This is a genomic window from Rania fehmarnensis (assembly GCF_056494185.1).
This window is the reverse complement of sequence record NZ_CM151398.1, coordinates 6,463,429-6,485,446: the sequence shown is the minus strand read 5'-3', so window position 1 is coordinate 6,485,446 and position 22,018 is coordinate 6,463,429. Positions and strand designations below refer to the sequence as shown.

At 54.9% G+C, this 22,018-nt stretch carries 20 protein-coding genes; 16 read left to right on the top strand and 4 right to left on the bottom strand.

What is annotated here, in order from left to right; translation table 11 throughout:
• Positions 1–93: 93 nt before the first annotated feature.
• From SH573x_RS22250 to SH573x_RS22240, 3 genes are all read left to right on the top strand, one after another.
• Positions 94–309, top strand: coding sequence for a hypothetical protein (locus SH573x_RS22250; RefSeq protein ID WP_479350001.1), 216 nt, complete (start codon positions 94–96; stop codon positions 307–309).
• A gap of 1,121 nt (positions 310–1,430) precedes the next feature.
• A complete protein-coding gene (locus tag SH573x_RS22245) occupies positions 1,431–1,817 on the top strand; it encodes a hypothetical protein (protein ID WP_479349999.1) in 387 nt (128 codons plus the stop codon).
• A 168-nt stretch (positions 1,818–1,985) separates the two neighbouring features.
• On the top strand, positions 1,986–2,156 hold the full coding sequence (locus SH573x_RS22240; protein ID WP_479349998.1) for a hypothetical protein: 171 nt from the start codon (positions 1,986–1,988) through the stop codon (positions 2,154–2,156).
• Here SH573x_RS22240 and SH573x_RS22235 read toward each other — a convergent pair.
• Entirely contained in the window at positions 2,137–2,640 is a 504-nt protein-coding gene (locus SH573x_RS22235) for a hypothetical protein (RefSeq protein WP_479349997.1), read from the bottom strand. The genes SH573x_RS22240 and SH573x_RS22235 overlap by 20 nt on opposite strands.
• A 357-nt stretch (positions 2,641–2,997) precedes the next feature.
• On the opposite strand from SH573x_RS22235, the gene SH573x_RS22230 reads away from it, so the two are divergent.
• From SH573x_RS22230 to SH573x_RS22220, 3 genes are read left to right on the top strand one after another with little or no spacing between them, the layout of a single operon-like run.
• On the top strand, positions 2,998–5,526 hold the full coding sequence (locus SH573x_RS22230) for a DUF1592 domain-containing protein (RefSeq protein ID WP_479349996.1): 2,529 nt from the start codon (positions 2,998–3,000) through the stop codon (positions 5,524–5,526).
• A gap of 11 nt (positions 5,527–5,537) precedes the next feature.
• A complete protein-coding gene (locus SH573x_RS22225) occupies positions 5,538–6,887 on the top strand; it encodes a DUF1552 domain-containing protein (protein WP_479349995.1) in 1,350 nt (449 codons plus the stop codon).
• Positions 6,888–6,944: 57 nt separating this feature from the next.
• Entirely contained in the window at positions 6,945–7,823 is an 879-nt protein-coding gene (locus tag SH573x_RS22220) for a leucine-rich repeat domain-containing protein (protein WP_479349994.1), read from the top strand.
• A 37-nt stretch (positions 7,824–7,860) separates the two neighbouring features.
• Here SH573x_RS22220 and SH573x_RS22215 read toward each other — a convergent pair whose 3' ends face one another.
• The gene (locus SH573x_RS22215) at positions 7,861–8,433 is read right to left on the bottom strand and encodes a chalcone isomerase family protein (RefSeq protein WP_479349993.1); all 573 of its coding nucleotides are present in this window, start codon (positions 8,431–8,433) and stop codon (positions 7,861–7,863) included.
• A 214-nt stretch (positions 8,434–8,647) separates the two neighbouring features.
• Here SH573x_RS22215 and SH573x_RS22210 point away from each other — a divergent pair, with 214 nt between their 5' ends.
• The 5 genes from SH573x_RS22210 to SH573x_RS22190 all read left to right on the top strand — a co-directional run bounded on the left by SH573x_RS22210 (position 8,648) and on the right by SH573x_RS22190 (position 12,245).
• Positions 8,648–8,845 carry a hypothetical protein gene (locus SH573x_RS22210; RefSeq protein WP_479349992.1) on the top strand — a complete coding sequence of 66 codons (198 nt, stop codon included), beginning with the start codon at positions 8,648–8,650 and terminating at the stop codon, positions 8,843–8,845.
• 33 nt (positions 8,846–8,878) lie between these two features.
• Positions 8,879–10,189 (top strand): PQQ-dependent sugar dehydrogenase, encoded by a 1,311-nt coding sequence (locus SH573x_RS22205; protein ID WP_479349991.1) that lies wholly within the window; start codon positions 8,879–8,881, stop codon positions 10,187–10,189.
• Positions 10,173–11,177, top strand: a complete 1,005-nt coding sequence (locus SH573x_RS22200) for a DUF1559 family PulG-like putative transporter (protein WP_479349990.1) — start codon at positions 10,173–10,175, stop codon at positions 11,175–11,177. The genes SH573x_RS22205 and SH573x_RS22200 overlap by 17 nt, the downstream gene beginning before the upstream one ends.
• Positions 11,178–11,286: 109 nt before the next feature.
• Complete coding sequence (locus tag SH573x_RS22195) at positions 11,287–11,499, top strand: NAD(P)-dependent oxidoreductase (RefSeq protein ID WP_479349989.1); 213 nt, start codon at positions 11,287–11,289, stop codon at positions 11,497–11,499.
• A 17-nt stretch (positions 11,500–11,516) separates the two neighbouring features.
• Complete coding sequence (locus SH573x_RS22190; protein ID WP_479349987.1) at positions 11,517–12,245, top strand: epimerase; 729 nt, start codon at positions 11,517–11,519, stop codon at positions 12,243–12,245.
• Here SH573x_RS22190 and SH573x_RS22185 read toward each other — a convergent pair.
• Positions 12,231–12,530, bottom strand: a complete 300-nt coding sequence (locus tag SH573x_RS22185) for a hypothetical protein (RefSeq protein ID WP_479349986.1) — start codon at positions 12,528–12,530, stop codon at positions 12,231–12,233. The genes SH573x_RS22190 and SH573x_RS22185 overlap by 15 nt on opposite strands.
• Before the next feature lie 413 nt (positions 12,531–12,943).
• Here SH573x_RS22185 and SH573x_RS22180 point away from each other — a divergent pair, with 413 nt between their 5' ends.
• The 5 genes from SH573x_RS22180 (at position 12,944) to SH573x_RS22160 (ending at position 18,820) form a co-directional block, all read left to right on the top strand.
• Positions 12,944–13,396: a YybH family protein gene (locus SH573x_RS22180; protein WP_479349985.1), complete on the top strand. Its 453-nt coding sequence runs from the start codon at positions 12,944–12,946 to the stop codon at positions 13,394–13,396.
• A gap of 544 nt (positions 13,397–13,940) precedes the next feature.
• Complete coding sequence (locus SH573x_RS22175) at positions 13,941–15,746, top strand: S8 family serine peptidase (protein ID WP_479349983.1); 1,806 nt, start codon at positions 13,941–13,943, stop codon at positions 15,744–15,746.
• 1 nt (position 15,747) lies between these two features.
• Positions 15,748–17,745: a RiPP maturation radical SAM C-methyltransferase gene (locus SH573x_RS22170; RefSeq protein WP_479349982.1), complete on the top strand. Its 1,998-nt coding sequence runs from the start codon at positions 15,748–15,750 to the stop codon at positions 17,743–17,745.
• A gap of 13 nt (positions 17,746–17,758) precedes the next feature.
• Positions 17,759–18,151, top strand: coding sequence for a hypothetical protein (locus SH573x_RS22165; RefSeq protein WP_479349981.1), 393 nt, complete (start codon positions 17,759–17,761; stop codon positions 18,149–18,151).
• A gap of 6 nt (positions 18,152–18,157) precedes the next feature.
• Positions 18,158–18,820, top strand: a complete 663-nt coding sequence (locus SH573x_RS22160) for a hypothetical protein (protein WP_479349980.1) — start codon at positions 18,158–18,160, stop codon at positions 18,818–18,820.
• On the opposite strand, the gene SH573x_RS22155 is transcribed toward SH573x_RS22160, so the two are convergent.
• Positions 18,749–22,003, bottom strand: coding sequence for a serine/threonine-protein kinase (locus SH573x_RS22155; RefSeq protein WP_479349979.1), 3,255 nt, complete (start codon positions 22,001–22,003; stop codon positions 18,749–18,751). The two genes, SH573x_RS22160 and SH573x_RS22155, sit on opposite strands and share 72 nt — an antisense overlap.
• Positions 22,004–22,018 lie beyond the last annotated feature (15 nt).

Here is a 22,018-nt window from a genome sequence, read left to right as displayed (position 1 = left end):
AACGAGCGTGACCCCAATCTAGCTCGTATCGCCAACATCAAACCACGCGACTGCCGATACGCCTCAGCCGTCGTCGACATGAGAGACTCACCTATGTGGATCAAGTTTAACGCCGACTATATCGCTGGCCTCGTGAGTGGTGCGGGATTGCTGTTTTTTCTACTTGCACTGGCGGCGGATGCCGGGATGGTCTCTGCCGATGGGCTCACAGGCGCGGGAGCGAAATTTGCGGGCCTCGCGATGATCCTGGCCGGCGGCGGAATGAAATGGCGCGCACAACACAATCGCGACACCGCACGCGACAACTAATAACACAATGCGAGTTGCCGTAATACTTTACGCATAAAGTAATTGGGCGACGCTCCGTACTTCTTTCTTGACGCTGGTTGAATCGAGTCTCGGAGAGACTCGGCTACGTGAGGAATGCTTTGTAATTCGAATCGCCACGGGCTATCATTAGCACAGATTGGTCGAAAAAATGGGGTCAGGTCACTTTTTCTGCGATCCAACTTTGGAGATGAGACCTGACCCTAGACCGCCCAAACAAAAATCGCAAACTTTGAGTACCTGACTCGTCACGATGCCCGAATTGAGCAAGCGAAGAGGTAACCACAGAGACACAGAGGCACAGAGGGAAATAATATGGCAGTAGAGGCATTGTGAAGAGGTCTCACGCGAAGGGCCAAAGGCGCAAAGCTTCGTACTTCCACCTTTGCGCCTTGGCGCCTTTGCGTGAGAGTATGTTGCGGTTTCCTGCCGGATATACTCTGCCGCCACAGGGTTTTTCTCTGTGTCTCAGTGCCTCTGTGGTTAGCTCTGGAATCCGGCAGACTTTGCGCGAACTTTGCTTCGAAGCGATGCAAACAAAGATCGCAAACTTTGAGTACCTGACTCGTCACGATGCCAGAATTGAGCAAGCGAAGAGTTAACCACAGAGACACAGAGGAAAACAATATGGCAGTAGAGGCATTGTGAAGAGGTCTCACGCGAAGGGCCAAAGGCGTAAAGCTTCGTACTTCCACCTTTGCGCCTTGGCGCCATTGCGTGAGAGTATGTTGCGGTTTCCTGCCGGATATACTCTGCCGCCACAGGATTTTTCTCTGTGTCTCAGTGCCTCTGTGGTTAGCTCTGGAATCCGGCAGACTTTGCGCGAACTTTGCTTCGAGGCGATGCAAACGAAGATCGCAAACTTTGAGTACCTGACTCGTCACGATGCCAGAATTGAGCAATCGAAGAGTTAACCACAGAGACACAGAGACAAGACGGCTGGGTCAACCGCTGGGAGATAGCAACTGCCCGGTGAAGTCAAGCCCTGGGTGTGATCTCCATATTTACAGTGGAGATGCTTGTGAACCGATCGAATGTCTGTAGGATATTCGCAACTACACCGAGTACGGTCAATCCTTATGGATAGAACTTGAAGTGTCTGCATGCTTACTTACAATCCCGAACAAACACCCAAGCCCAACATCTGGTTGGTCGCCGACGAGCACGAGCGAATTGAGGCGGTGGTGCGCTGGCATCGCCGAGCTAAAATCAAACTAGACAACGAGCAATTGCACGCCGTCATGCACGTCATCATCGAAAACCAACTAGCCGAAGACGTTCAGAGTGTCGTCCGCGCGATTCCTAGGCTCATGCAGCAAGGCTTGTCGCGCCATGATGCCGTCCACGCCGTAGCGTCAGTCCTGGTTAACCATATACACCTGCTGATGACTGATCCGGAAGCACCGATTGATCGGGCCGCCAATCAAGCTCACTATGATGCCGAACTCGATCGATTGACCGCGGCTGACTGGAGAGCACTGGGTGAGTGAGGCAAGACGCTGAGTATTTAACTAGTTGTCCAGCACATCGGCGTAGCTGAACGATTCATCGCTGAGCTGCTTGGAGTTAGGGTTTTGGGTGGCACTGGCAATGCGCAGCATAGCCAGTGCTCAAAACGAAGCGGTTGATATTCGGCTGCAGTTGACTAGTTAAGCACCATGTTTGTCAACAGCCAGCATCCAGGCGAGCCGGCAGATGATCTGAGTGATCCGAGCATGCCACTAAAAGTTAGCAATTGGCCAGACGGTCCCAACGGAAATCGACCACGTTCAGCGACGATTGTCATTCGCAAACAAGATGGCGAAACAATTAAGGCTTGGCTCGAATAGTGGTGGGACCGAGATCGATTTTGTTGCTTGACTTGAATCCGGGCTGGACCAGATAAAGAGCAAACCACTGATAACAGTATGGGTTAATCACAGAATGACGAGGGTGGATGCCTAGTGGAAGCGTGCCTTCAGGCTTGATTCCTCCTGGGTGGCTATCAGCCCGAAAGCCATTAAAGTGATGAATCATTTCATGGATGAGCATGGCGCTGCGGTAGATATCTTCTTTGCTGAGGTATTCTGGCGAAATGCGCACTAGCAACTCCTTCTTGCTCGTCGTTACCGCCTCAGCAATATGACTTGCATCCATCTGCGAAGTGTCTGCTACGTACTGGAAGGTTGCCTTGTTGAGTACCTTCCAACAGCGGACAAATCTCCGCTGAATCTCGTGGATCACCGCGCGGTCGTTAATTGTGACTCCAAAGGTGTCTCGTAGCAGCCGATCCAACTTGGTTGCATCTAGTGGACTGCCTATGAGCTTGTTCATGCACTTTTGACTTAGCTCAGTGGCGGCCTGCACGTCGCCGAGCATTTTTTTGAGATCTTCTAGCTTCGCCGGTCGAAGTGACGGTCACCTCTCCATGCGCAGCATGGGGAGGTCGAATCGAGCCATAGCGAGATTCGGGAGGGGTCTTGGAAGTGCCGGTTATTCGTACCGCAAGTGTCTGGCCTAGCGCCCTGCCCCCTCCCGCAGACATCGGCTGAACGCCTCGTCTGCGACCTCCCCCAGCTTCGCTGGTGGAGGTGACAATGTTACCGCTCGCCATCACGTGCCCTCTAGCGCCAGAGCACCGGGCGAACTATGATATGAGGCACCTCAACAAATGCACAGCGAGCAAGAACTATGGTTGTCAACCGTTGGAACTGGGTGGCATGGTCGACACGAGTGATGTCGGCTGTGGTTGTGTCAGTATTGGTAAATGTGGGAGCGCGGGGACTGGCTCAAGAACCAGTCTTAACTGATCCTGAGCATCAGCACGCGCAGAGTTTTCTCACGCGCTATTGCGTCGATTGTCACAACGCGGAGACCTCCGAGGGCAATCTGCGGTTGGATGAGTTTGACAATGTCGATGAGTGGTTGGGCAACAAGCAGCAATGGTGGCGCGTGCTCAAGAATGTGCGCGCCCAGTTGATGCCGCCAGCTGAGTCCGACAAACCCAGCGAGGCAGAACGAAAAGCGCTGGCCGCCTGGATCCAACGCGACGTCTTCGAAATCGATCCACAGAATCCACCGGCAGGACCACGCTCACTTCGTCGACTTAATCGAACCGAGTATCGGCAAACGATCCGCGAGCTGATGGGCATTGAGTTCAATGCTGAAATCGTCTTCCCGCCGGATGATACCGGCTTTGGATTCGATAATGTAGGTGATGCATTGTCCATCTCGCCAATGTTGCTGGAAAAATATCTACAAGCAGCCACATCGATCGTCGCAGAGGCCGTGCCGACGGTAACCTGGATTAAGCCTACGCGCCGCATCACGGGCCACGAGTTCAAATCCGAAGCGGGTGTTAGCGGCGATCGCATTCGTCATAATCAACCTGCGACGGTCAGCCATGTTTTCAAAGCAGAACACGCTGGCAAGTACCAGATCAAGATTCGTGAACGCTTGCACGGTTCGTTTGATTTTCATCCCGGCCGGTACCGCATCGAGTTTCGCATCGATGATCAGCTTGTCCATGACAGTCCCTATAAATGGGAAGAACACAAAGAAGTCACGCATGACTTAGAGGTCGATTGGCAACCGGGTGACCATCCACTGGTTGTGACCTTGACCACGCTGGACGATAAAGAAAAAACGGAAGACAAAGAACCTGCCCCAGGTCCCGATGACCGTTTTGTGTCGTATCAGTTAGTCGATGTAACCATCGTCGGTCCCCTCGATTCCGACTTGCGCGAACACCCAGCCGGTTACCAGCGCTTCTTCACGCGTGATGAACCGCCTTTGGCCAGCGGTACTGATCTCACGCAAGCCGCAGAGCTGATGCAATATGCTCGTGAGGTCCTGGAGCGTTTCGCAACGCGGGCCTTTCGTCAGCCGGTGGCTCCGGAAGTCATCGAGCGCTTGGCCACGATCGCTCTCAATCATCAACGCGACACCGCAGACACATTCGAAGCCGGCATCGCCAAAGCCATGACGGCCGTACTGGCCAGTCCCAAGTTCTTGTTCAAATTAGAGATGCCGCAAGAGCCGAGCTCGCTGGCCAACTCTACCCACAGCCTCCTAGTCAATGAACAAACCTTGGCTTCGCGGTTGTCTTATTTCTTGTGGTCCAGCATGCCTGACGAACAACTGTTCGAGCTATCGAAAGCTGGCCAGCTGCGTGCCAATCTCGATCAGCAACTAGAGCGGATGCTGACAGACGAGCGCGGTCGCGCCTTTGCCAAGAACTTTGTCGGTCAATGGCTGCGCGCACGCGATGTCGAACACACCTCGGTGGATGCTTTGGCCGCGATGGGTTATGCCAAAGAATTTGATGAGTTGCGTTCCAAGATGCAAGGTCGTTTCGGACGCCGGCGCGGTGGGCCACCACCGGATCCGGAAACGGCCAAGGCATTGGCACGCTTTCGTGAATTGGCCGGTATGCGTGACAAGTTGACTTCGGAAGTTCGATCGTCCATGCGGCGCGAGACGGAAATGGCATTTGAATATATCGTTGAAGAAGACCGTAGCTTGCTCGAACTGCTGGACGCAGACTATGTCTTCGTCAACAGCGAGTTGGCCGGGCTGTACGGCATCCCAGATGTTCGCGGCAAAGACATGCGTCGCGTGCAATTGCCCGAAGGCAGTCCGCGCGGTGGCGTGCTGACGCAAGGTACCATGCTGCTAGTGACCAGCAATCCCACGCGAACTTCACCGGTGAAACGTGGCTTGTTTATCTTAGACAATCTATTGGGGACGCCTGCCCCGCCGGCACCACCCAACGTACCGGCCCTGGAAGATGCTCAGGATCGTTTTGGTGGTCGCCAACCAACCTTGCGCGAGCTGTTGGCCGTACACCGCGAAGCAGCCCTGTGCGCATCGTGCCACGCGCGCATGGATCCGCTGGGATTGGCGCTGGAGAACTTCAACGCCTTCGGTGGCTTCCGAGAAACCGACGCGGGCCAACCGATCGATGCCGCGGGGCAATTGATCACGGGCGAGAAATTCAGCAACGTGACAGAGCTGAAACGAATTCTCGTTACCACACGTCGGCAGGATTTCTATCGCTGCGTGACCGAAAAGATGTTAATCTTTGCACTAGGCCGTGGTCTTGAAATGCAAGACGAATGGACGGTCGACCAAATTGTCGACCAACTGGACGCTGGTCAAGGACGGTTCAGTGTCCTGCTCAAGGGTATTGTCAACTCGGCTCAGTTTCAGCGAATGTAAAGGCGATCAACATGCAGTCAGTCAATCGACGTCGATTTCTACGTGGCTCGTGTGTGGCCTTGGCATTGCCGGCCTTTGCGTCGCTGAAACCACTAGCTGCTGGGGCGGCTGAGGCCACGGGGATGACGACCTCAAGTGGCGCTCCCTTGCGGATGGCGTTTATGTCGATACCCAACGGTGTGCAGCAAGACAGTTGGTTCCCAACTGGAGCAGGTAAAGACTACAAACTCAATCGCACGATGGAACCACTGGAGTCCTTGCGCGACCAGATCCAGGTCATCGGCGGATTGGATCATGAAAATGCCACGGCCGGTAACGATGGCGCGGGTGATCACGCGCGAGCAAGCGCTACTTTCTTGACCGGCGCGCGAGCTCGAAAGACGGCCGGAAAAGATATCTATGTGGGCGTTTCCATCGATCAACTGGCGGCTCAGAAGTTTGGTCATCAGACACGTTATCCATCGTTGGAATTGTCATGTGATGCCATTCGCAATTCCGGCGGTTGCGATTCAGGCTATGCGTGCGCGTATCAATACAATCTCGCCTGGAGTTCACCCACGACGCCCGTCACGCCCGAGCCTAATCCGCGGTTGGTCTTTGAACGACTGTACGGTAGCGGCGAACCTGGTCAGCGCCAGCGCAATCTTCAGTTGCGTCAGCAGTCCAATCGATCCGTATTGGATTTTGTGATGGAAGATGCGGGTGATCTCAAGCGTCAGTTGGGCCAAGGCGATGCACGTAAACTGGAGCAGTACATCGAGGGCGTGCGCACGCTTGAGAAGAGTATCCAGACGGCGGAGAAGTTTGGGACAACACCGGATCCGGCCTTGGCCACACCTGCCGGCATACCGCCCGAGTTTGAACAACATATCGACTTGATGTTTGATCTCTTGTACCTATCGTTCCAAACGGACACCACGCGTATCGGTACGCTGCTGATTGCTTACGACGGCAGCAATCGGACCTTTCCTAATCTGGGGATTGGCGAAGGGCATCACTACTTAACGCACAATCAGCGTGAAGCGGACTTGGCGGAGAAGGTTGCCAAGATCGATCAATTCTACGTCGCGCGACTGGCGCGCTTTCTACAGAAGCTGGCCGAGACCAAAGATATCGACGATCACTCGATCCTGCACAACAGCCTGATCGTTTATGGTGGTGCGATTGCCGACGGCAACCGACATACTCATGCCAACTTGCCGGTCATTCTGGCTGGCAGCGGCGGTGGCGCGGTGACGACCGGCCAATACCGCGATGCCGGTTCTGTGCCCATGTCGAATCTCTTTGTCGAGATGCTGAATATCGCCGGCATGAGTACAGACCGCTTCGGCGACTCAACGGGACGATTGAGCCTGGGATAGAACAGTTCGGTCTTCTCAAAACATAGTGGCGATGAACGAGCAGACGAGCAGCCAGCCATGAAACATCACTTTGCAGACTTGCTCGAGCGCGAGGGCAACTACTGGTCGATGGTACCCAATCGCGAGCGGTATGCTCACCGCGTAGATGGTCTGCCGACGGGTAGCTCGTCGGTTACCGTAGCCACGATCACTTCGGAAGACGTTAACTGGAGAAACATTCTTACGTTTCCCAAACTAGAAGAGCTCACCCTCCATAGCGCCACTTCGGAACAGTATGAAGTTCTCGCGCAGCTGACCAAATTGAAACGCCTGCGAATTACCCATGCAAGCTTGAAGGAACTCTCGGCTATCAGTCGCCTTTCGAAGTTGCAAGAGCTCGTGCTGGAGTATGTCTCGGGGGTTTCGGATCTATCACCCTTGCGCGAGCTTAGCCAACTGAAGTCGTTGCACTTGGAGAATTTGCGCCGAGTATCTGACTTTACCGGCCTGGCGGGGTTGGCGAGTTTGCGTTACTTGCGCATTGATGGGACGCTGGATTGGAAGCAACCCATTAATGATTTTGAGTTTCTGCGTGGACTGTCGCATTTAGAAATTCTGTCGTTTGGACAAGTGATCACCAAAGCGCCCTATCCGGCGCTCCTTCCGGCGCTGTCACTCAAGCAGATCAAACAACTTGGAATAGCCCACAACCTGCTCAGCGCTGAAGAGTATGCACTGCTGGAGGTCGGCTTGCCTGGCGTTGAGTATGTGGACTGGGGGCCCTACAAACGCTTCGACAAAACGAATGGAGCGTGGTTCGAATTCACTGGCAAGGGAGCGGGCAGAGCCAAGTGTGGCAGTCCGCAGTCCGAAGCGAAGTGTGCTCAATATGCTGAAAAATACGAACGGATGAAAGCGTCCGCCAGTGACATGGTTGCCAAACTGCGCTCGCCGTAAATGCGTGTTTCTAAGGAACCTGCATTCAAGCCACAGTTCAGCGCAGCGTGGGTGCTGTTAACAACGCTTGCTTAAGCGCATTGTCGGCGGGTTTGTCTGACAACCAGATGCCGAAGAGTGCGCGTTTGAATTTGGCGCCCGGAACAACGCCCACGTATTTGTTGTTCTTGTTAACGATAACTCCGTGCGGCGGCAGGTAGACCATATCAAACACATCGCCCTTGGTGATGGCATCCTTGAAGCATGCTCGAAATTGGTCGATCTCTTTGCGAATTTCCCGCGTATCGCCACCGGTGGCGTTTTGGAAACCATCCTCGAGTGAATCGACCAGGCTGCTCTGGCTCACGAAACTTGAGGTTATCTTGATGCGCAGGGCCATGGGCTGGTCGGCTGCTATGACGGCGGCAGAGTCTTTGTTGGGTTTGGTCAGGTACAAGCCCGCCGTATAAAGCTCGATAAAGGTTTTGGTCCGCACACCTGTCCCGTTTAGAATCAGCCGTTGCTCACCAACTTGCAAATGCCCAGGTAATTTCTCGGCGGCTCTCGCATCGCGCTCAGGCAAGCTCGAGCACAGAAGGATCAAGGCTACGAGCAGTACGTTTCTCGACATCGTTGGTTCCTTCCAAGATTGACTATCAAGGCAATTAGATGAGGGGCGTGCGCGGACTATAGCAATTCTCCAGAGTGCCGAAAACACGAATTGTTCAAATAGCTCGCAATGGAGTCATTGGTCGCCCTCAGGGGAGATCGCTGGTGGCGCATCGCGCCTCTCAGATAACGCGTAGTGGGTCGGCGCGGGACTTGCATTCCGCTGCTCGCTTCATATGGGCAAAAGCAGCATTCGCGAAATTGAATTGAATCCCTACCAGCCGCCACCGGCCGCTCACCGGCGATCATCGACCGACGACGGTGTGGCGGTTAAGCGACTGGTGATTGCCCTGTTTGCCTTTTTCATTGCATTTTGGGCAGGCGCGATCGCCATTTTCGTGTGCGTGGTTCTTCATGAGCAGGGCCTGTTGTAGACGCTCGCTACCGAAAACCGCTAGAGGATAACGATGAGAACATGCTGGATGGGTTGGCTGGTGTTCATGTCTTCGGCCTGGCTGGTCGCCATTGGTGATGAACCATTGCCACGCGGTGAAACTCTAACGGGCAAAGAAGCTTTGGGCGATTGGACGACCGACGGCCCCGGTGTACGACGAAAGATCACGCTCGACGATCTGGCGACGCCGTATGCTACAACCTCTGCCAAAAACCATCCGCGCATTGTGAAACGCCCCGAGGGAGCCTGGCCCAAGGTGCCGGCGGGTTTCAAGGTTACCGAGTTTGCTACAGGTTTCGAGCAACCGCGAGTTATCGTCGCCGCACCTAATGGTGACCTGTTTCTGGCCGAGAGCCGCGCAAATCGCATTCGCCTTCTGCGCGACGCCGATGGCGACGGGACGCCGGAAGTGAACGAAATCTTCGCTGCGGATCTTAACAAACCTTTTGGTATTGCGTTTTATCCATTGGGTCCCCAGCCTCAATATATTTACATCGGTAACACCGATGCAGTTGTGCGATTCCCTTACCATTCTGGCCAGACCAAAGCCTCGGCGCCTCCAGAGACGGTCATCGGTAATATCCCTAGCGGTAGCGAAAGCGTGGGCGGCGGCGGGCACTGGACACGCGATGTGCAATTTTCAGCCGATGGTAAAACGTTATTTGTGGCGGTCGGCTCGCGTTCCAATGTCAGCGACGATGAAAGCGAGAATCGTCGCGCGATGATCTTGGCTTTCGATCCCGACGGTCAAAACGAACGAGTATACGCTCATGGCCTGCGCAATCCTGTGGGCTTGGCGATTCATCCAGAGACCGGCCAGTTGTGGACATCGGTCAACGAGCGTGACGAATTGGGCGATAACCTGGTGCCCGACTACATCACGCATGTGGTTGAAGGCGGCTTCTATGGCTGGCCATGGTATTACCTGGGGCCTCATCAAGACCCACGCCACCCAGGCAAACATCCGGAACTGAAAGGCGAAGTTATCGTTCCCGATGTGCTCTTGCAATCACACATGGCATCGCTCGATTTGACGTTTTATGATGGCGATCACTTTCCCAGTGAGTATCATCTCGATGCCTTTGCTGCGGAACACGGCTCATGGAATCGTGAACGGCGCGTGGGTTATAAAGTCATCCGCGTGCCGTTGAAGGCCGGCAAGGCAACGGGTGAATATGAAGATTTCTTGACAGGCTTTGTATCCGAAGATGGCAATGTCTGGGGACGACCAGTTGGCGTAGCGGTAGCCCGAGACGGCGCACTGCTGGTTACCGATGATGCAGCCGGAACAGTGTGGCGAGTTGCTTATGAAAGCCAGCCGTGATTCGCTGTCAATGTCTGGGCTGTCGACTCGCAGAGCTGGCCTGACATTGGTAGAACTGCTGGTGGCCGTCGCGATTGTCCTGGTCGTGATGGCGCTTCTCGTGCCGGCGATTGCCCAAGCGAGAGCCGCAGCCCATCGTGCAACCTGCCTGAACAATCTCAAGCAATTGGGCGTAGCTGCGCATGCCCATCATGACAGTCGAAGATGGTTGCCAGCCGGTCGCGGCGTGCCGGCGCCCAGGATTTTCTCGCCTCAAGCTGCTCTGCTTGGGTTTATAGAACAAACCGCGCTGCACGGGCTGATCGACTTTAACTCACCACCGGCCGACTATACGGCCGGCCCCGTGGCATATGATGGCTCGCTCAATCTGCTGGCTGCAACATCTATCGTGCCCGTATTGCATTGCCCGGCTGATGGTGGTCCACGACGGGTGGATGGTTCAGCCTACGGCGGCACGAACTATGTGGCATGCACAGGCAGCGGGATAAACGCAGGTGCATTGAACGCTGCTGATGGCGTTTTCTTCTTAGGCTCGGCGGTGAGAATGGGAGACATTCTGGATGGCACAAGTCACACCGCGGAATTCAGTGAACGAATGCTCGGTCAGGGCGCGCGCCTCAGTTCGACTGACGGCGGCGCCTGGCAACTGAGCATGCGTGAAATACCCGCCGCGACCGAGCCGGTCGACATCCACTGCGCGGAAGATCGTCCCGGGAGCTGGAATCACGAGCGCGGGGCTAAGTGGATTGTGGGCAACTACGGCAACACGCTTTACAATCACATGCTTGAGCCGAACTCCGATGAGTTCGATTGCCTGAATATGACTCAACAAAAAGCGCGGATGACAGCCCGCAGCCAACATCCCGGTGGCGTTAACGTCCTCTTTTGCGATGGCCATGTTCAGTTTGTTTCGAACGCGATTGCCCTGTCCGTCTGGCAAGCTATAGCTACACGGGCCCAAGCGGAGGCTTTGTCGGAGCTACCATGATTTGGGGCTATGGTGAAACACGCCTGCCTTTTGCGGTTACACAAATATCGTCCGTACATCGATGGCCCACGCTTAAGTGCGGTGAGGCGATATTTGGAAGCTGAAATCTATGGCAAATCTTGCGAACAAGCGCATCGTGATCGCTGGCGGTAGTGGATTTCTAGGGTTGTCGATGGCCGAGCATTTTAGTGAGACTGGAGCCAAGGTCACGATTCTGTCCAGGTCCCGGCCTCAATCCGCAGGGCGCTGGACACATTGTTGTTGGGACGGTCGAACAATCGGCGATTGGGCGATGGCCCTTGATGGCGCCGAGCTGTTTTGAACCTGGCGGGCAGGTCTGTGAACTGCATCAAAACGCCAGATCATCAAGACGAAATCTTGCGATCGCGAGTTGAGTCGACCCGAGCACTGGGCAGAGCCATGCGTACAGTGAAGTCACCGCCGCCGGTCTGGGTTCAAATGAGTACAGCTCATATCTATGGCGACCCGCCCGGCATGATCTGCGATGAGGAAAGCGCGGAGGGCATCGGTTTTGCCCCTACCATCGCACGCCGTTGGGAAGCTGCTTTTGCCGAGAGTAAGTTGCCAGATCAACGTGGCGTCATCATGCGTACGAGCTTTGTTATCGGTCGAAATCGTGGTGCCGGCAGCGGAGCGCTTGAGACACTTGGGCTGATCGCCAGGCTGGGCCTCGGCGGTAGAGTCGGGAAAGGCACACAGGGTATGTCGTGGATTCACGAGCGTGACTTGAACAACCTATTTCTCACAGCCATTGCGGACCCTGCAATGTCAGGCATCTACATTGCCTCGGGGCCGAACCCAGTGTCGCAAGTTAAGTTCATGCGAACACTGCGCAAAGTCATGAAGGTGGTGATCGGCTTGCCCGCATTTGAATGGATGATCCGCATCGGAGCTCCGCTGATCTTTCGCACCGACCCAGAGTTAGCGGTATATGGACGATACGTGGTCTCAAAGCGACTGGCCGAGGCAGGTTTCGCGTTTCAATTTCCTGAACTGGAAACCGCGCTAAAGGATCTGTACCAGCCCCAGCCTTTACAGGCTCATTAGGGCAACATACGCTGCTAAAGCTGCTAAGGCGATGGCCCCAAGAACAATTGGCAAATAGATGCGCGGAGAAATGTTAGCAGGATCGTCGTCGTCGGTAATCGAACCGAGACTGAAAGCCACCATCCAGCCTGGCAGGCGACCGAGCGAGGCATAAAGAACACCTAAGAGTGCGCCCACGCCCAGGATGATTTTCGTCTTCAGGTCTGCAATACCAGCCAAGATCATCCACGCCAATAATGCTAACAGCAGCAGCGATAAAATACCGGCGACAATTCGGTTACGCATGATGGGATTTACAATTTGACTGGCGTCTATTGCCGCTGCTGAGGGTTGAGTTCGACCAAATAGTTGATATGTAAAGTAAATGGAAAGAATTCGATGACATGGGCGATAGTGTGGCAGAGAATTTGTACGCAATCAACTGTCTCAAACTAAGCCGACGGCGTTAGCCGCGGTTCCTAAGCCTTGGGCGTTAGCCGCGGTTGTCCAACTAAACCGACGGCGTTAGCCGCGGTTTTACAACCTGGCTAATCAAACGCAACGCCGCTCAGGCCAGCGCAGTCGTAGCCTTGAACGTTTGGTAGTTACATCAAAGCTGTGGCTGGCGCCACAGCACTCCAAAGCAACCGGGTCTAACGCCCGCGGCTTAGGGCGTGTAAGTTGGTGATACAATTTCTCGTACTAATAAGGATCAGCAAGTGAATATAACTCATCGGCCTACTCTGAACCGCTTCGACGGGTCAGAAGCAGTTACTTCTTTTGTCAACCAATTGCAGCTGGCGATTGACACGGGCGACGCGGATCGTTTCAACAGCCAATTCGCGCAGGACGTTTTGTGGGGAAGTCCTTTCGGAGCCGTGGCGGTTGGCTATGAACAAATACACGCTATCCATTCGCGTATGTTCGGCTCGGTAGTACCGGTCGCAGGCTCGGTACGATTCACAGTAGAACACTCAAGCTTCCCAACCGATGACGTCGCAATTGCCTACGTGCGCCGTACATCCTCGCAATCATCGGAGACTCACACTCCGGAGAATCCGGGTGCGTTTGACGAATTGGCGCTGGTGGTCCTCGTCAAACGGGACGACCAGTGGTGGCTGGCTGCCGCCCAACATGTTCCAGACAGACGCGACGTCTACGCAAAATCGTAACATTCCCCGTAGCCGATCTGGCCAGAGACTGGAAAGTTCCCCGTAGCCGATCTCGCCAGAGATTGGAACAATGGTTCGTCGCTTGATAACTCAGCCAGACCTTCGCTCTCCCGTTTCACAATGCAAACGTTCAGAGTGGGTGCTGAGCGTAGAGCAGCTGTCCTCAGCTGCTCGGAACCCTCTAACCAAAGTACCGTCCGGCCGAGCGACCGACGTTTAAGCCGAGCGACTTGCCGGGTGCTGTGCGGCTGAGGACAGCCGCTCTACAACGAGCGTAGAGCAGCTGTCCTCAGCTGCTCGGGACCCTCTAACCAAAGTACCGTCCGACCGAGCGACCGATTTTTAAGCCGAGCGACTTGCCGGGTGCTGAGCGGCTGAAGACATTCGCTCTACGGTCGTGATCATTTTCCCCATGGTCACTGACGAAAAACTATATAAATAATTAATTTTCTCGGAGAATTCATTTTCATATCGCTGTAGATTCGGCGTCTAATAGGTAGTCGCGTAAACATTTGAACATTCGCTTCAACCATGCGGTACTACCATGAAAAAAGCTGCTAAGAAATCGCCTCCTGCCAAACGCATCGCCAAGAAGAACGAATCGGTGATGCCCAAGATCATCTATGCCAACGCCTCTCCACTATCGGTGGGTGGCGTGTCGATGTTTGATGCCGGCAACCAGATCTCCGCGCAGACGGTCGCCAATTTTCAGTCGGATGCAGAAGTGATAACGCGTGCAGTTAATCGACTGCGCGACGCTGGGTTTCAAGTGCTGCAGGTTACTTCGACCACTATCAACATTGCCGGCTCGCAAGAGACATACGAACGGGCTTTCCATACGAAGCTGATTGCTGAAGAACGCCCGGTCATCAAGCCCGGCGCACAACATTCCATGGGAACGTTTATCGATTGTCCTGATACGGAAATGTCAGGTTTGATCGCCACGGCTGGATCGACGATGGCTGATTTGATCGAGGGGGTGGCCATTGAAGTACCGCGTTATCCCATGGGACCATCCATGTTTGCGCCACACAAGAAGTATTGGCATCTGGATGTGCCCGCGGGGGTTTCGCTGGGATGTAATGCCGATCGCGCACATCGCTCGGGGATTACGGGCAAAGGTATCAAGGTGGCCATGGTCGATAGCGGCTGGTACAAACATCCGTTTTTTGTCAATCGAGGTTATCGAGCTGCGCCGGTAGTGCTGGGGCCGGGAGCCTCCAATCCGTTGGCTGATGAAAGTGGACACGGCACCGGCGAATCGGCCAACATCTTTTCCTGTGCCCCTGATGCCGAACTGCTGCCAGTTAAGATCAATTTTGCGAACTCACTGGGCGCGTTTAATGCCGCAGTCGCTCTGAACCCACATATTATTACGTGTAGTTGGGGTAGTGATACGGGCACATCGAGTTCTTTAAGTGCAGCGGATCAAGCGCTGGCGACCGCCATCGCTACGGCCGTCGCCGCTGGTATTGTCGTGGTCTTTGCGGCAGGCAATGGGCATGTTGGTTTTCCAGGGCAACATCCCGATGTCATCTCTGCAGGTGGGGTCTTTATGGATGTTGATGAAAGTCTGCGGGCCTCTAACTACGCTAGTGGTTTTAATAGCAAGATTTATCCCGGTCGACGCTGTCCAGACTTGTCGGGTTTGGTGGGCATGCAACCAGATGCCATCTACATCATGTTGCCGCTGGAGCCTGGTGATGGTATCGATGTGGGCAACTCGGGCGGCACTTTCCCTGGCGGTGATGAAACTCTAAACAACGACGGTTGGGCGGCGTTCAGCGGTACCTCAGCCGCGGCTCCGCAGTTGGCGGGAGTAGCCGCGCTGATTAAACAAGCTTGCCCTGCGCTTTCGCCAGCGACCGTTAAGTCGATCATGATGAAGACCGCGCGCGATGTAACCACCGGCAAATGCAATGCGACAGCGCTCAGCCCAGGCGGAATCGACTCGGTGGTGGGACCTGATGCTTCAACCGGCAATGGATTGGTCGATGCGCACAAGGCCGTCCTATCGGCGAAGATCCAGTGCTTGGGCCCCATTTCGCCACCCATCGGTATTCAACCACCGATCACCATTGCGCCGCCCATTCAACCACCGATCACCATTGGACCACCCATTCAACCACCGATCACCATTGGACCGCCCATTCAACCACCAATCACCATTGGGCCCCCGATCGTGCCTCCAATTCAACCACCGATTCAGCCGAGACAGCCAATCTCACCAATCATTCTACCTCCGCCAGGTCCGGCCTCCGATTCGACACGTAGCCCGGCTACCAGTTCGACGTTGTCCGAGGAAGATGTCGCTGCCTTACAAGACATGATCGCCGATTCGGATTTGTAACATGGCCAAGATTCGCAATCGTCAAAACGGTCCGCGTGCCACCAAGGCACGCGACCAAAACGCGGGAAAAGTCCTGCTGCTCAGCATGCCCATGGGCAGTATGGACCGACCCAGCCTCGGTTTGAGCTACCTCAAAGCCCAGTTGCAGCGCAGGGGCACAACTTGTGATGTGCTTTACCCGTCCTTTACCTTCGCTGACATGGTTGGTGCTGACGAGTATCGGTGGGTCTCGTCGGAAATACCGTATATCGCCTTTGCGGGCGATTGGTGCTTCACCGAATGTTTATACGGCTCCAATCCTTCCTCTGATGCGGAGTATGTGCGCGATGTACTGCAGGGCTTGTGGCATTTCGATAGTCAGTCGGTTTCGCGATTGCTCAGGATCCGTCAAACAGCCCGTCAATTGATCGATCACTGCCTGGCTAGTATTCCTTGGCAGGAGTATTCCATCGTAGGCTTCACTTCGACCTTCGAGCAGAATATTGCTTCGCTGGCTTTGGCCAAGCAAGTCAAAGCCCACTATCCCGATAAAGCCATCGTGTTTGGTGGAGCAAATTGGGAAGGTGAGATGGGGGAAGAGTTGCATCGACAGTTTGCGTTTGTCGATTATGTCTGTTCTGGCGAGGCGGACGACAGTTTTCCCGCACTAGTGGCTCAGATTCAATCGGGCCAACTGGCGCCGGACAAGCTACCGAATGGCGTCGTGTACCGCAATGCGGGACAGACTCGCACAACCGGGCGATCCGAGCCGATTCGCGATATGGATGGATTGCCGATCCCAGACTTTGCAGACTATTTTCAACAGTGGAACTTGAGCAGCGCGTCGGTGTCCAGCTTGCCGACGGTGTTGGTTGAGACATCGCGCGGATGTTGGTGGGGTGACAAGTCGCACTGTACCTTCTGCGGTTTGAACGGCGCTTCGATGTCGTTTCGTAGCAAAAGCGGTCCGCGGGCTCTAAGTGAAATCAAGTATCTGGCTGACGCCTGGCAGACCGAACACTTGGAAGTGGTCGATAACATTCTGGATATGAAATATTTTTCGGACTTGATACCGGCCCTGGCCCAGGAAAATCGGGAATGGCAGATCTTCTATGAAGTGAAAGCCAACCTGACGCGCAAACACGTCGCTGCCCTACACGCCGCTGGGGTGACGCGCATCCAGCCTGGCATCGAGAGTTTAAGCGATCATGTGCTGACGCTCATGGGCAAAGGCACTACTGGTTTGAGAAACATTCAGCTCTTGAAATGGTGTAGAGAGTATGGCATTCGCGTAGAATGGAACTTGCTTTACGGTTTTCCCGGTGAAACCCCAGCCGACTATGACGACATGCTGAGCATGGTGGATGGGATTGCATTTCTCCAACCACCGGGTGCGTGTGGTCAAATTCGCATGGATCGATTCAGTCCTTATTTCGAAAGGGCGGCGGCATATGGACTGACGAACGTTCGGCCCATGCAGCCTTACGCGTTTCTGTATCGGGTTTCACCACAGTCCTTGATGAAAATCGCGTATCACTTTGATTTCGACTACCAAGATGGTCGGCAGCCCAGGCAATACGCTCAGCCATTGATACAGGCCATGGACAAGTGGCGCTTAGCAGGGCCACAAGGCAACTTGCAAGCGTCGCACCAATCGGATGGCAGCCTGTTAGTAATCGATTCGCGCTGGCAATCTACGCGGAGCTTTCGTTTGCAGTCGGTGGAGGCGGCGGTGTACGATTACTGTGATGAAGTTCACACGGTCGCTGCGATTCATCGTATGCTCTGCGATAAATTCCCCGACGTGATTATCAGCCAGCGTGAGCTTGAAGGCTTTTTGAATCGCTTGTCGTCAGAAAAGCTGATGCTCAACGGCGGTGCGAACTGGCTCAGCCTGGCCGTGACAGTTCCCAAGCTGCAATTGGCAAAGCAGTTGGCGAATCCAACCTCGGCCAAGACGATCTCGTTGGTGACCACCGCGTCGCCGCGTGAACAGCAGGACATGGCACAAGTCCTCTAACTTGGAACGCGCAATGAAAAAAGATCGCGACACGTCAGCTCAAGTTATCCTGATTGCCGCCAGCGGCAAACGCTTTGATGCTCACACGCAGATCACGTCACAAAATGTTCACGAGTATGAACCATCCAGCCAGGCGGTGACGGAGACGAGCCGGGTCCTACAAGACAAAGGTTTCAAAACTGGGCCATGTATTGGCAATAGCTTTTCTATTGAGGGACCAGTCAGTCTGTTTGAATCCGTTTTCAAGTGCCAGATCGAAGAGAAAGATGGCGGTCCGAAATTTTGCGGCAGCGGTCTCCAGCTGCCCAAAGACAAAATTCCGGCCACGATTCGATCGCAAGTGATCAGCATTACTTTTTCGCCCCCACCTGATTTTGGACCCACCAGAATATCTTCCTTTGAGTGAACAACTGTGACAGCTTTGGCAAGTTTAACGAGTTCGTTGTCCAGGGTGCCCGAGACCGTTCGGCACTCCGCGCTCATGCGGGCCGGCGGCTGCATCATTCACTCGTCCTTGGTCAGCCCTGAGCGCTGCGGGCGGTTGCTCAGCGAAGCTCGACAATGTCTGGTGGGTGCCGTGGAAAGCAACGTAAGCACGCATGATGTGGAAGAAGTTCGCGGGGGTAGTCCAGCGAGACGATTTGTCAGCGCCCCGGGTGGCGATGAACAGACTGATTTTTTTCAGTGTGCTTGTACCAGTCGATTGCTGACCGAGCTGTGTGGTGTGGCGGTGCAGCCGACCGGCAAAGTCGGTACTTTCACCTACTACCGTCCCGGAGATTTTCTCTCGGTGCATCGCGACGTCGAGATGTGCGACGTGTCTGTGATTACCTGTTTGCTGGATCGATATGCACCCAACAGTTCCGGAGGCACGACGCGGCTCTACCCCAATCGCCAACACGAATTGCTTTCCACAGTACGAGCGACGCCCAGCCAGGGCGCAGCCCGAGTGCGACTGCCCGTCGGTAGTACGATGATCTTCTTCGGCGGCCTCATACCCCACTTAATTGAGCCGCTCGGCCCGCAAGATTTTCGCATCGTCTCGGTGCTGTGTTTTGAAATGCACTCGGCTTAGGTTTTCCCAGGTTAGACCTTGGCGTTTGAGGTCGGCGTCGATGACGCGGTAGAGGTACTCGGCGTAGGCGGATTGGTCCCAGGGATACTGAATGATATCGGTTGGTTCACTCTCAGGCAGCGGCCTGAGCAGGTCTGAGCCAATCATGTCGCGCAGCGGGCGGCTGTTCTTTAGTGGTATGCGGTCGATGAGGCTATTGACGGTTTCGAGATAGAGTTGCACGCAGCGCTGGGGGTCCCCTTTCTGCAGCCAGCAAACACTGGAAAACAGTTGAGCATGGTATCGGCGGCGCGCGTGGGGATGGGGTTGGCTGAACAACTCGAGTGCTTCATCGGGACGCTTGAGCATCCATAGGATTCGCGCGCGGTAGTGATTGGCTTCGGCCTGGTCGTACTCGCTGGTCGTTACAGCTTGCCAGCGATCGTTCATGGCGAGCAACGCTTGAGCCTGCACAGGAGTGCAGGGACCGCGCGTGCCGGCGTGCATGAGTTCGTACAGGATCTCGGGAGCTGTCTCGTCGACGCCGGCGCGCACCACGCGTTCAATGACTTCAGGAAAGCGATCCACCTGGTGCCAAAGAGTCAAATAAGCCATCAGGGACAATGCGCGTGGCAGCTCGATACCCACGATCTCTTTGGGCAGCAGCGCCAGTTCATCAGCTGCGTCGCGCATGGTGTCAAATGACTGTTCAATGTATCCTCGCACGCAATAGCATTCCGCCAGCCGCGTCTTGACCATCGCGGGCAGAATGTTGGGTTTGGATAGATCGCACTGCTGGTAGATCTCCAGAGCTTTTTGAAACGCTTGGATCGCTTCATCGTATTTGTCTTGCGAGCGCAAGCAGATGGCCAGAGTGTCCCAGCTGGTACCAAGGTAGGGTTGTTTAGAACTGGTGCGGCTGTTTTCTTCGATGACCTGGCGATAAATGGCTTCGGCTTCGGCCTGCTTGCCGCTGCGTTCCAACGCACCGGCAGTTTCGCTGCGTGCAAACACAGCCAGTGGATGATGAGGTCCCAACACTTCGCTGAGGAGTCGCTCGGCCTGCATGAAGCGCTCGGTCGCCACGCTCGTTAACTTCATCGACTGGAGCGCGGTGCCTTGTGCATACAGTGAAAATACTTGCATCAAGCGGCGATCGCTTTTGGTAAGGATGAGAATCCGCTCGGCCTCCTGAACTTGCTCCATGGCCTGATCGACGACCAAACCGCGCGCATAGATAGATGCCAGCGCCAGTCGGCAATATGCGACCTCCTCGTGATCTTTACCCAGCAAGGCAACGCGGCTCTCGAGGCTCTGCTGCAGCAATTGCTCAGCTCGTGGACTGCGATGGCGCATCAAGTATGCCCAGGCAAAACCTAAGATCGCTTGAGACCGCGAGACTTCCAGCCGGGCAGTCTTCAATTCTTCTTCGGCGGCCGCTGGATTTTGCGATTGGAGTTCGGCGAGATACTTTTGGCGTGTATCCAAAGCCCGCTGGTAATACTCGACCGATTGTTGAATATCACTGGCGAAATAACAGTAGCTGCCTAAGTGCTGCAGACTGATTGCAATATCTGGATGGTATGGGGGAAGATGTTCAGTACGTAGCTTGAGTGCTTTCGTCAGCAACGGTCGAGCTTCGTCCAAGTACATTTGGCCTGTTAAAGCGATACCGAGCGTATCCTTTAGTTGAGCCTCGACCAGTGGTGAGTTCTGCAAGTTCGCGCGGTCGATCTGTTCCGCGGAACGTCGCACCCACTCAAAGGCGGTCGTGTTTTTGTCAATGGCGTGGGAAAGCGGCTTGAAGCCAGTGAAGGCCGTAGCGGGATCCGCCCCTTGGATCATGGAAGTGAAGTAGTCGGCGACCTGCCGGGCTGAGTCGGCGTTGCGCTGAGCCTCGTCGGCCAGTTCCTGCGCACGCTGGGCACTCACCTCGGCTTCGCTCTTCCTGCCGATGGCTTCGCGTCGCGCTTCGATCGCTTCGATGCTTAGCTTGCGAAAGCTCTCAGCCACAAATAGTGAGACTACTGCGGCCAGCAATAGCACACAGTTGAGCGTTAACACCGTGGCGGCCAAAGTCGGATTGCGTTTGCTCCACATCCACAAGCGTTCTATCGATGAGACCGGACGAGCTGTGATCGGCAGGCAATCACGAAAGTTCTCCAAGTCGCGGGCGAGGTCTTCCGCAGATGAATAACGGGCCGATGGCGAACTGGCTAAAGTCTTGTCGATGATCGTCGCCAAATCACGCGGTACGCTCGGAGCCACCGCGCTCAAGCTGATCAGACGACGATCTTTGGAGAGCAATTCGGTGCGGCTCAAGGACTTGAAGGCTGGCTCTAAGGTGATGTATTCGTACAACGTCAAACCCAACGAATACAAGTCGGATTGGGCGACACACTCGCCATGCAATCGCTCGGGCGCCAGGTATCGCAGCGTACCGACCAGGTCTTCGGATTGCGTCAACTGGCCATCGCTGATCGAGGCCAGGCCAAAGTCGCTCAGCCAAGCCACATTCTGGGCATCAATTAAAATATTCGAGGGCTTGATATCGCGATGCAGGATCTGTTGCTGATGCGCGTATTGCAAGGCGCGAGCGATGCTGATCCCTAATTGTACTACAGAGCGCAAGTGGCGACTGAGATCGACGTCGCCTTGAGAAGTGCTCTCGAGGCGCACTTGCTCGATGCGCTTGGCCAGGTCCTCGCCGTCGATGAGCTGCATCGAGATGAACCAGCGCCCTTGATGCTGGCCTGATTCGTACACCGAGACAATGTTGGTATGGTGCAAACGCGCTGAAGCTTGTGCTTCGCGCTGGAATCGCAAGCAGGCTTTCGAACTGGAAACCAGGTGCGGCGAGAGGAGCTTCAGGGCAACTGGACGGCCGAGCACCTTATGATAGGCACGATAGACGACACCCATCCCGCCTCTACCCAATTCACACTCAATATCGTAGTTCGGAATGGACGGTAGATTGTAGCGATCCAAGCTGGGCTCGAGCGAGGCCACGGCGGGTAGCAGTTCACGCAGTTGTTCGGCGACTTCGGGATGGGCGGCGATGAATTCATCCATCGAGGCGACTGTACCTGCCCGCCTGCCCTGCACGTACTGCTCGATTAGCGCATCAATATGTTCGATGGTATCTTCTGATACATCGTCATTCATACAGGTTGTCCCAAAATACAGCTTTGCATTCGCTGGCATACGCGACGGTTCCTG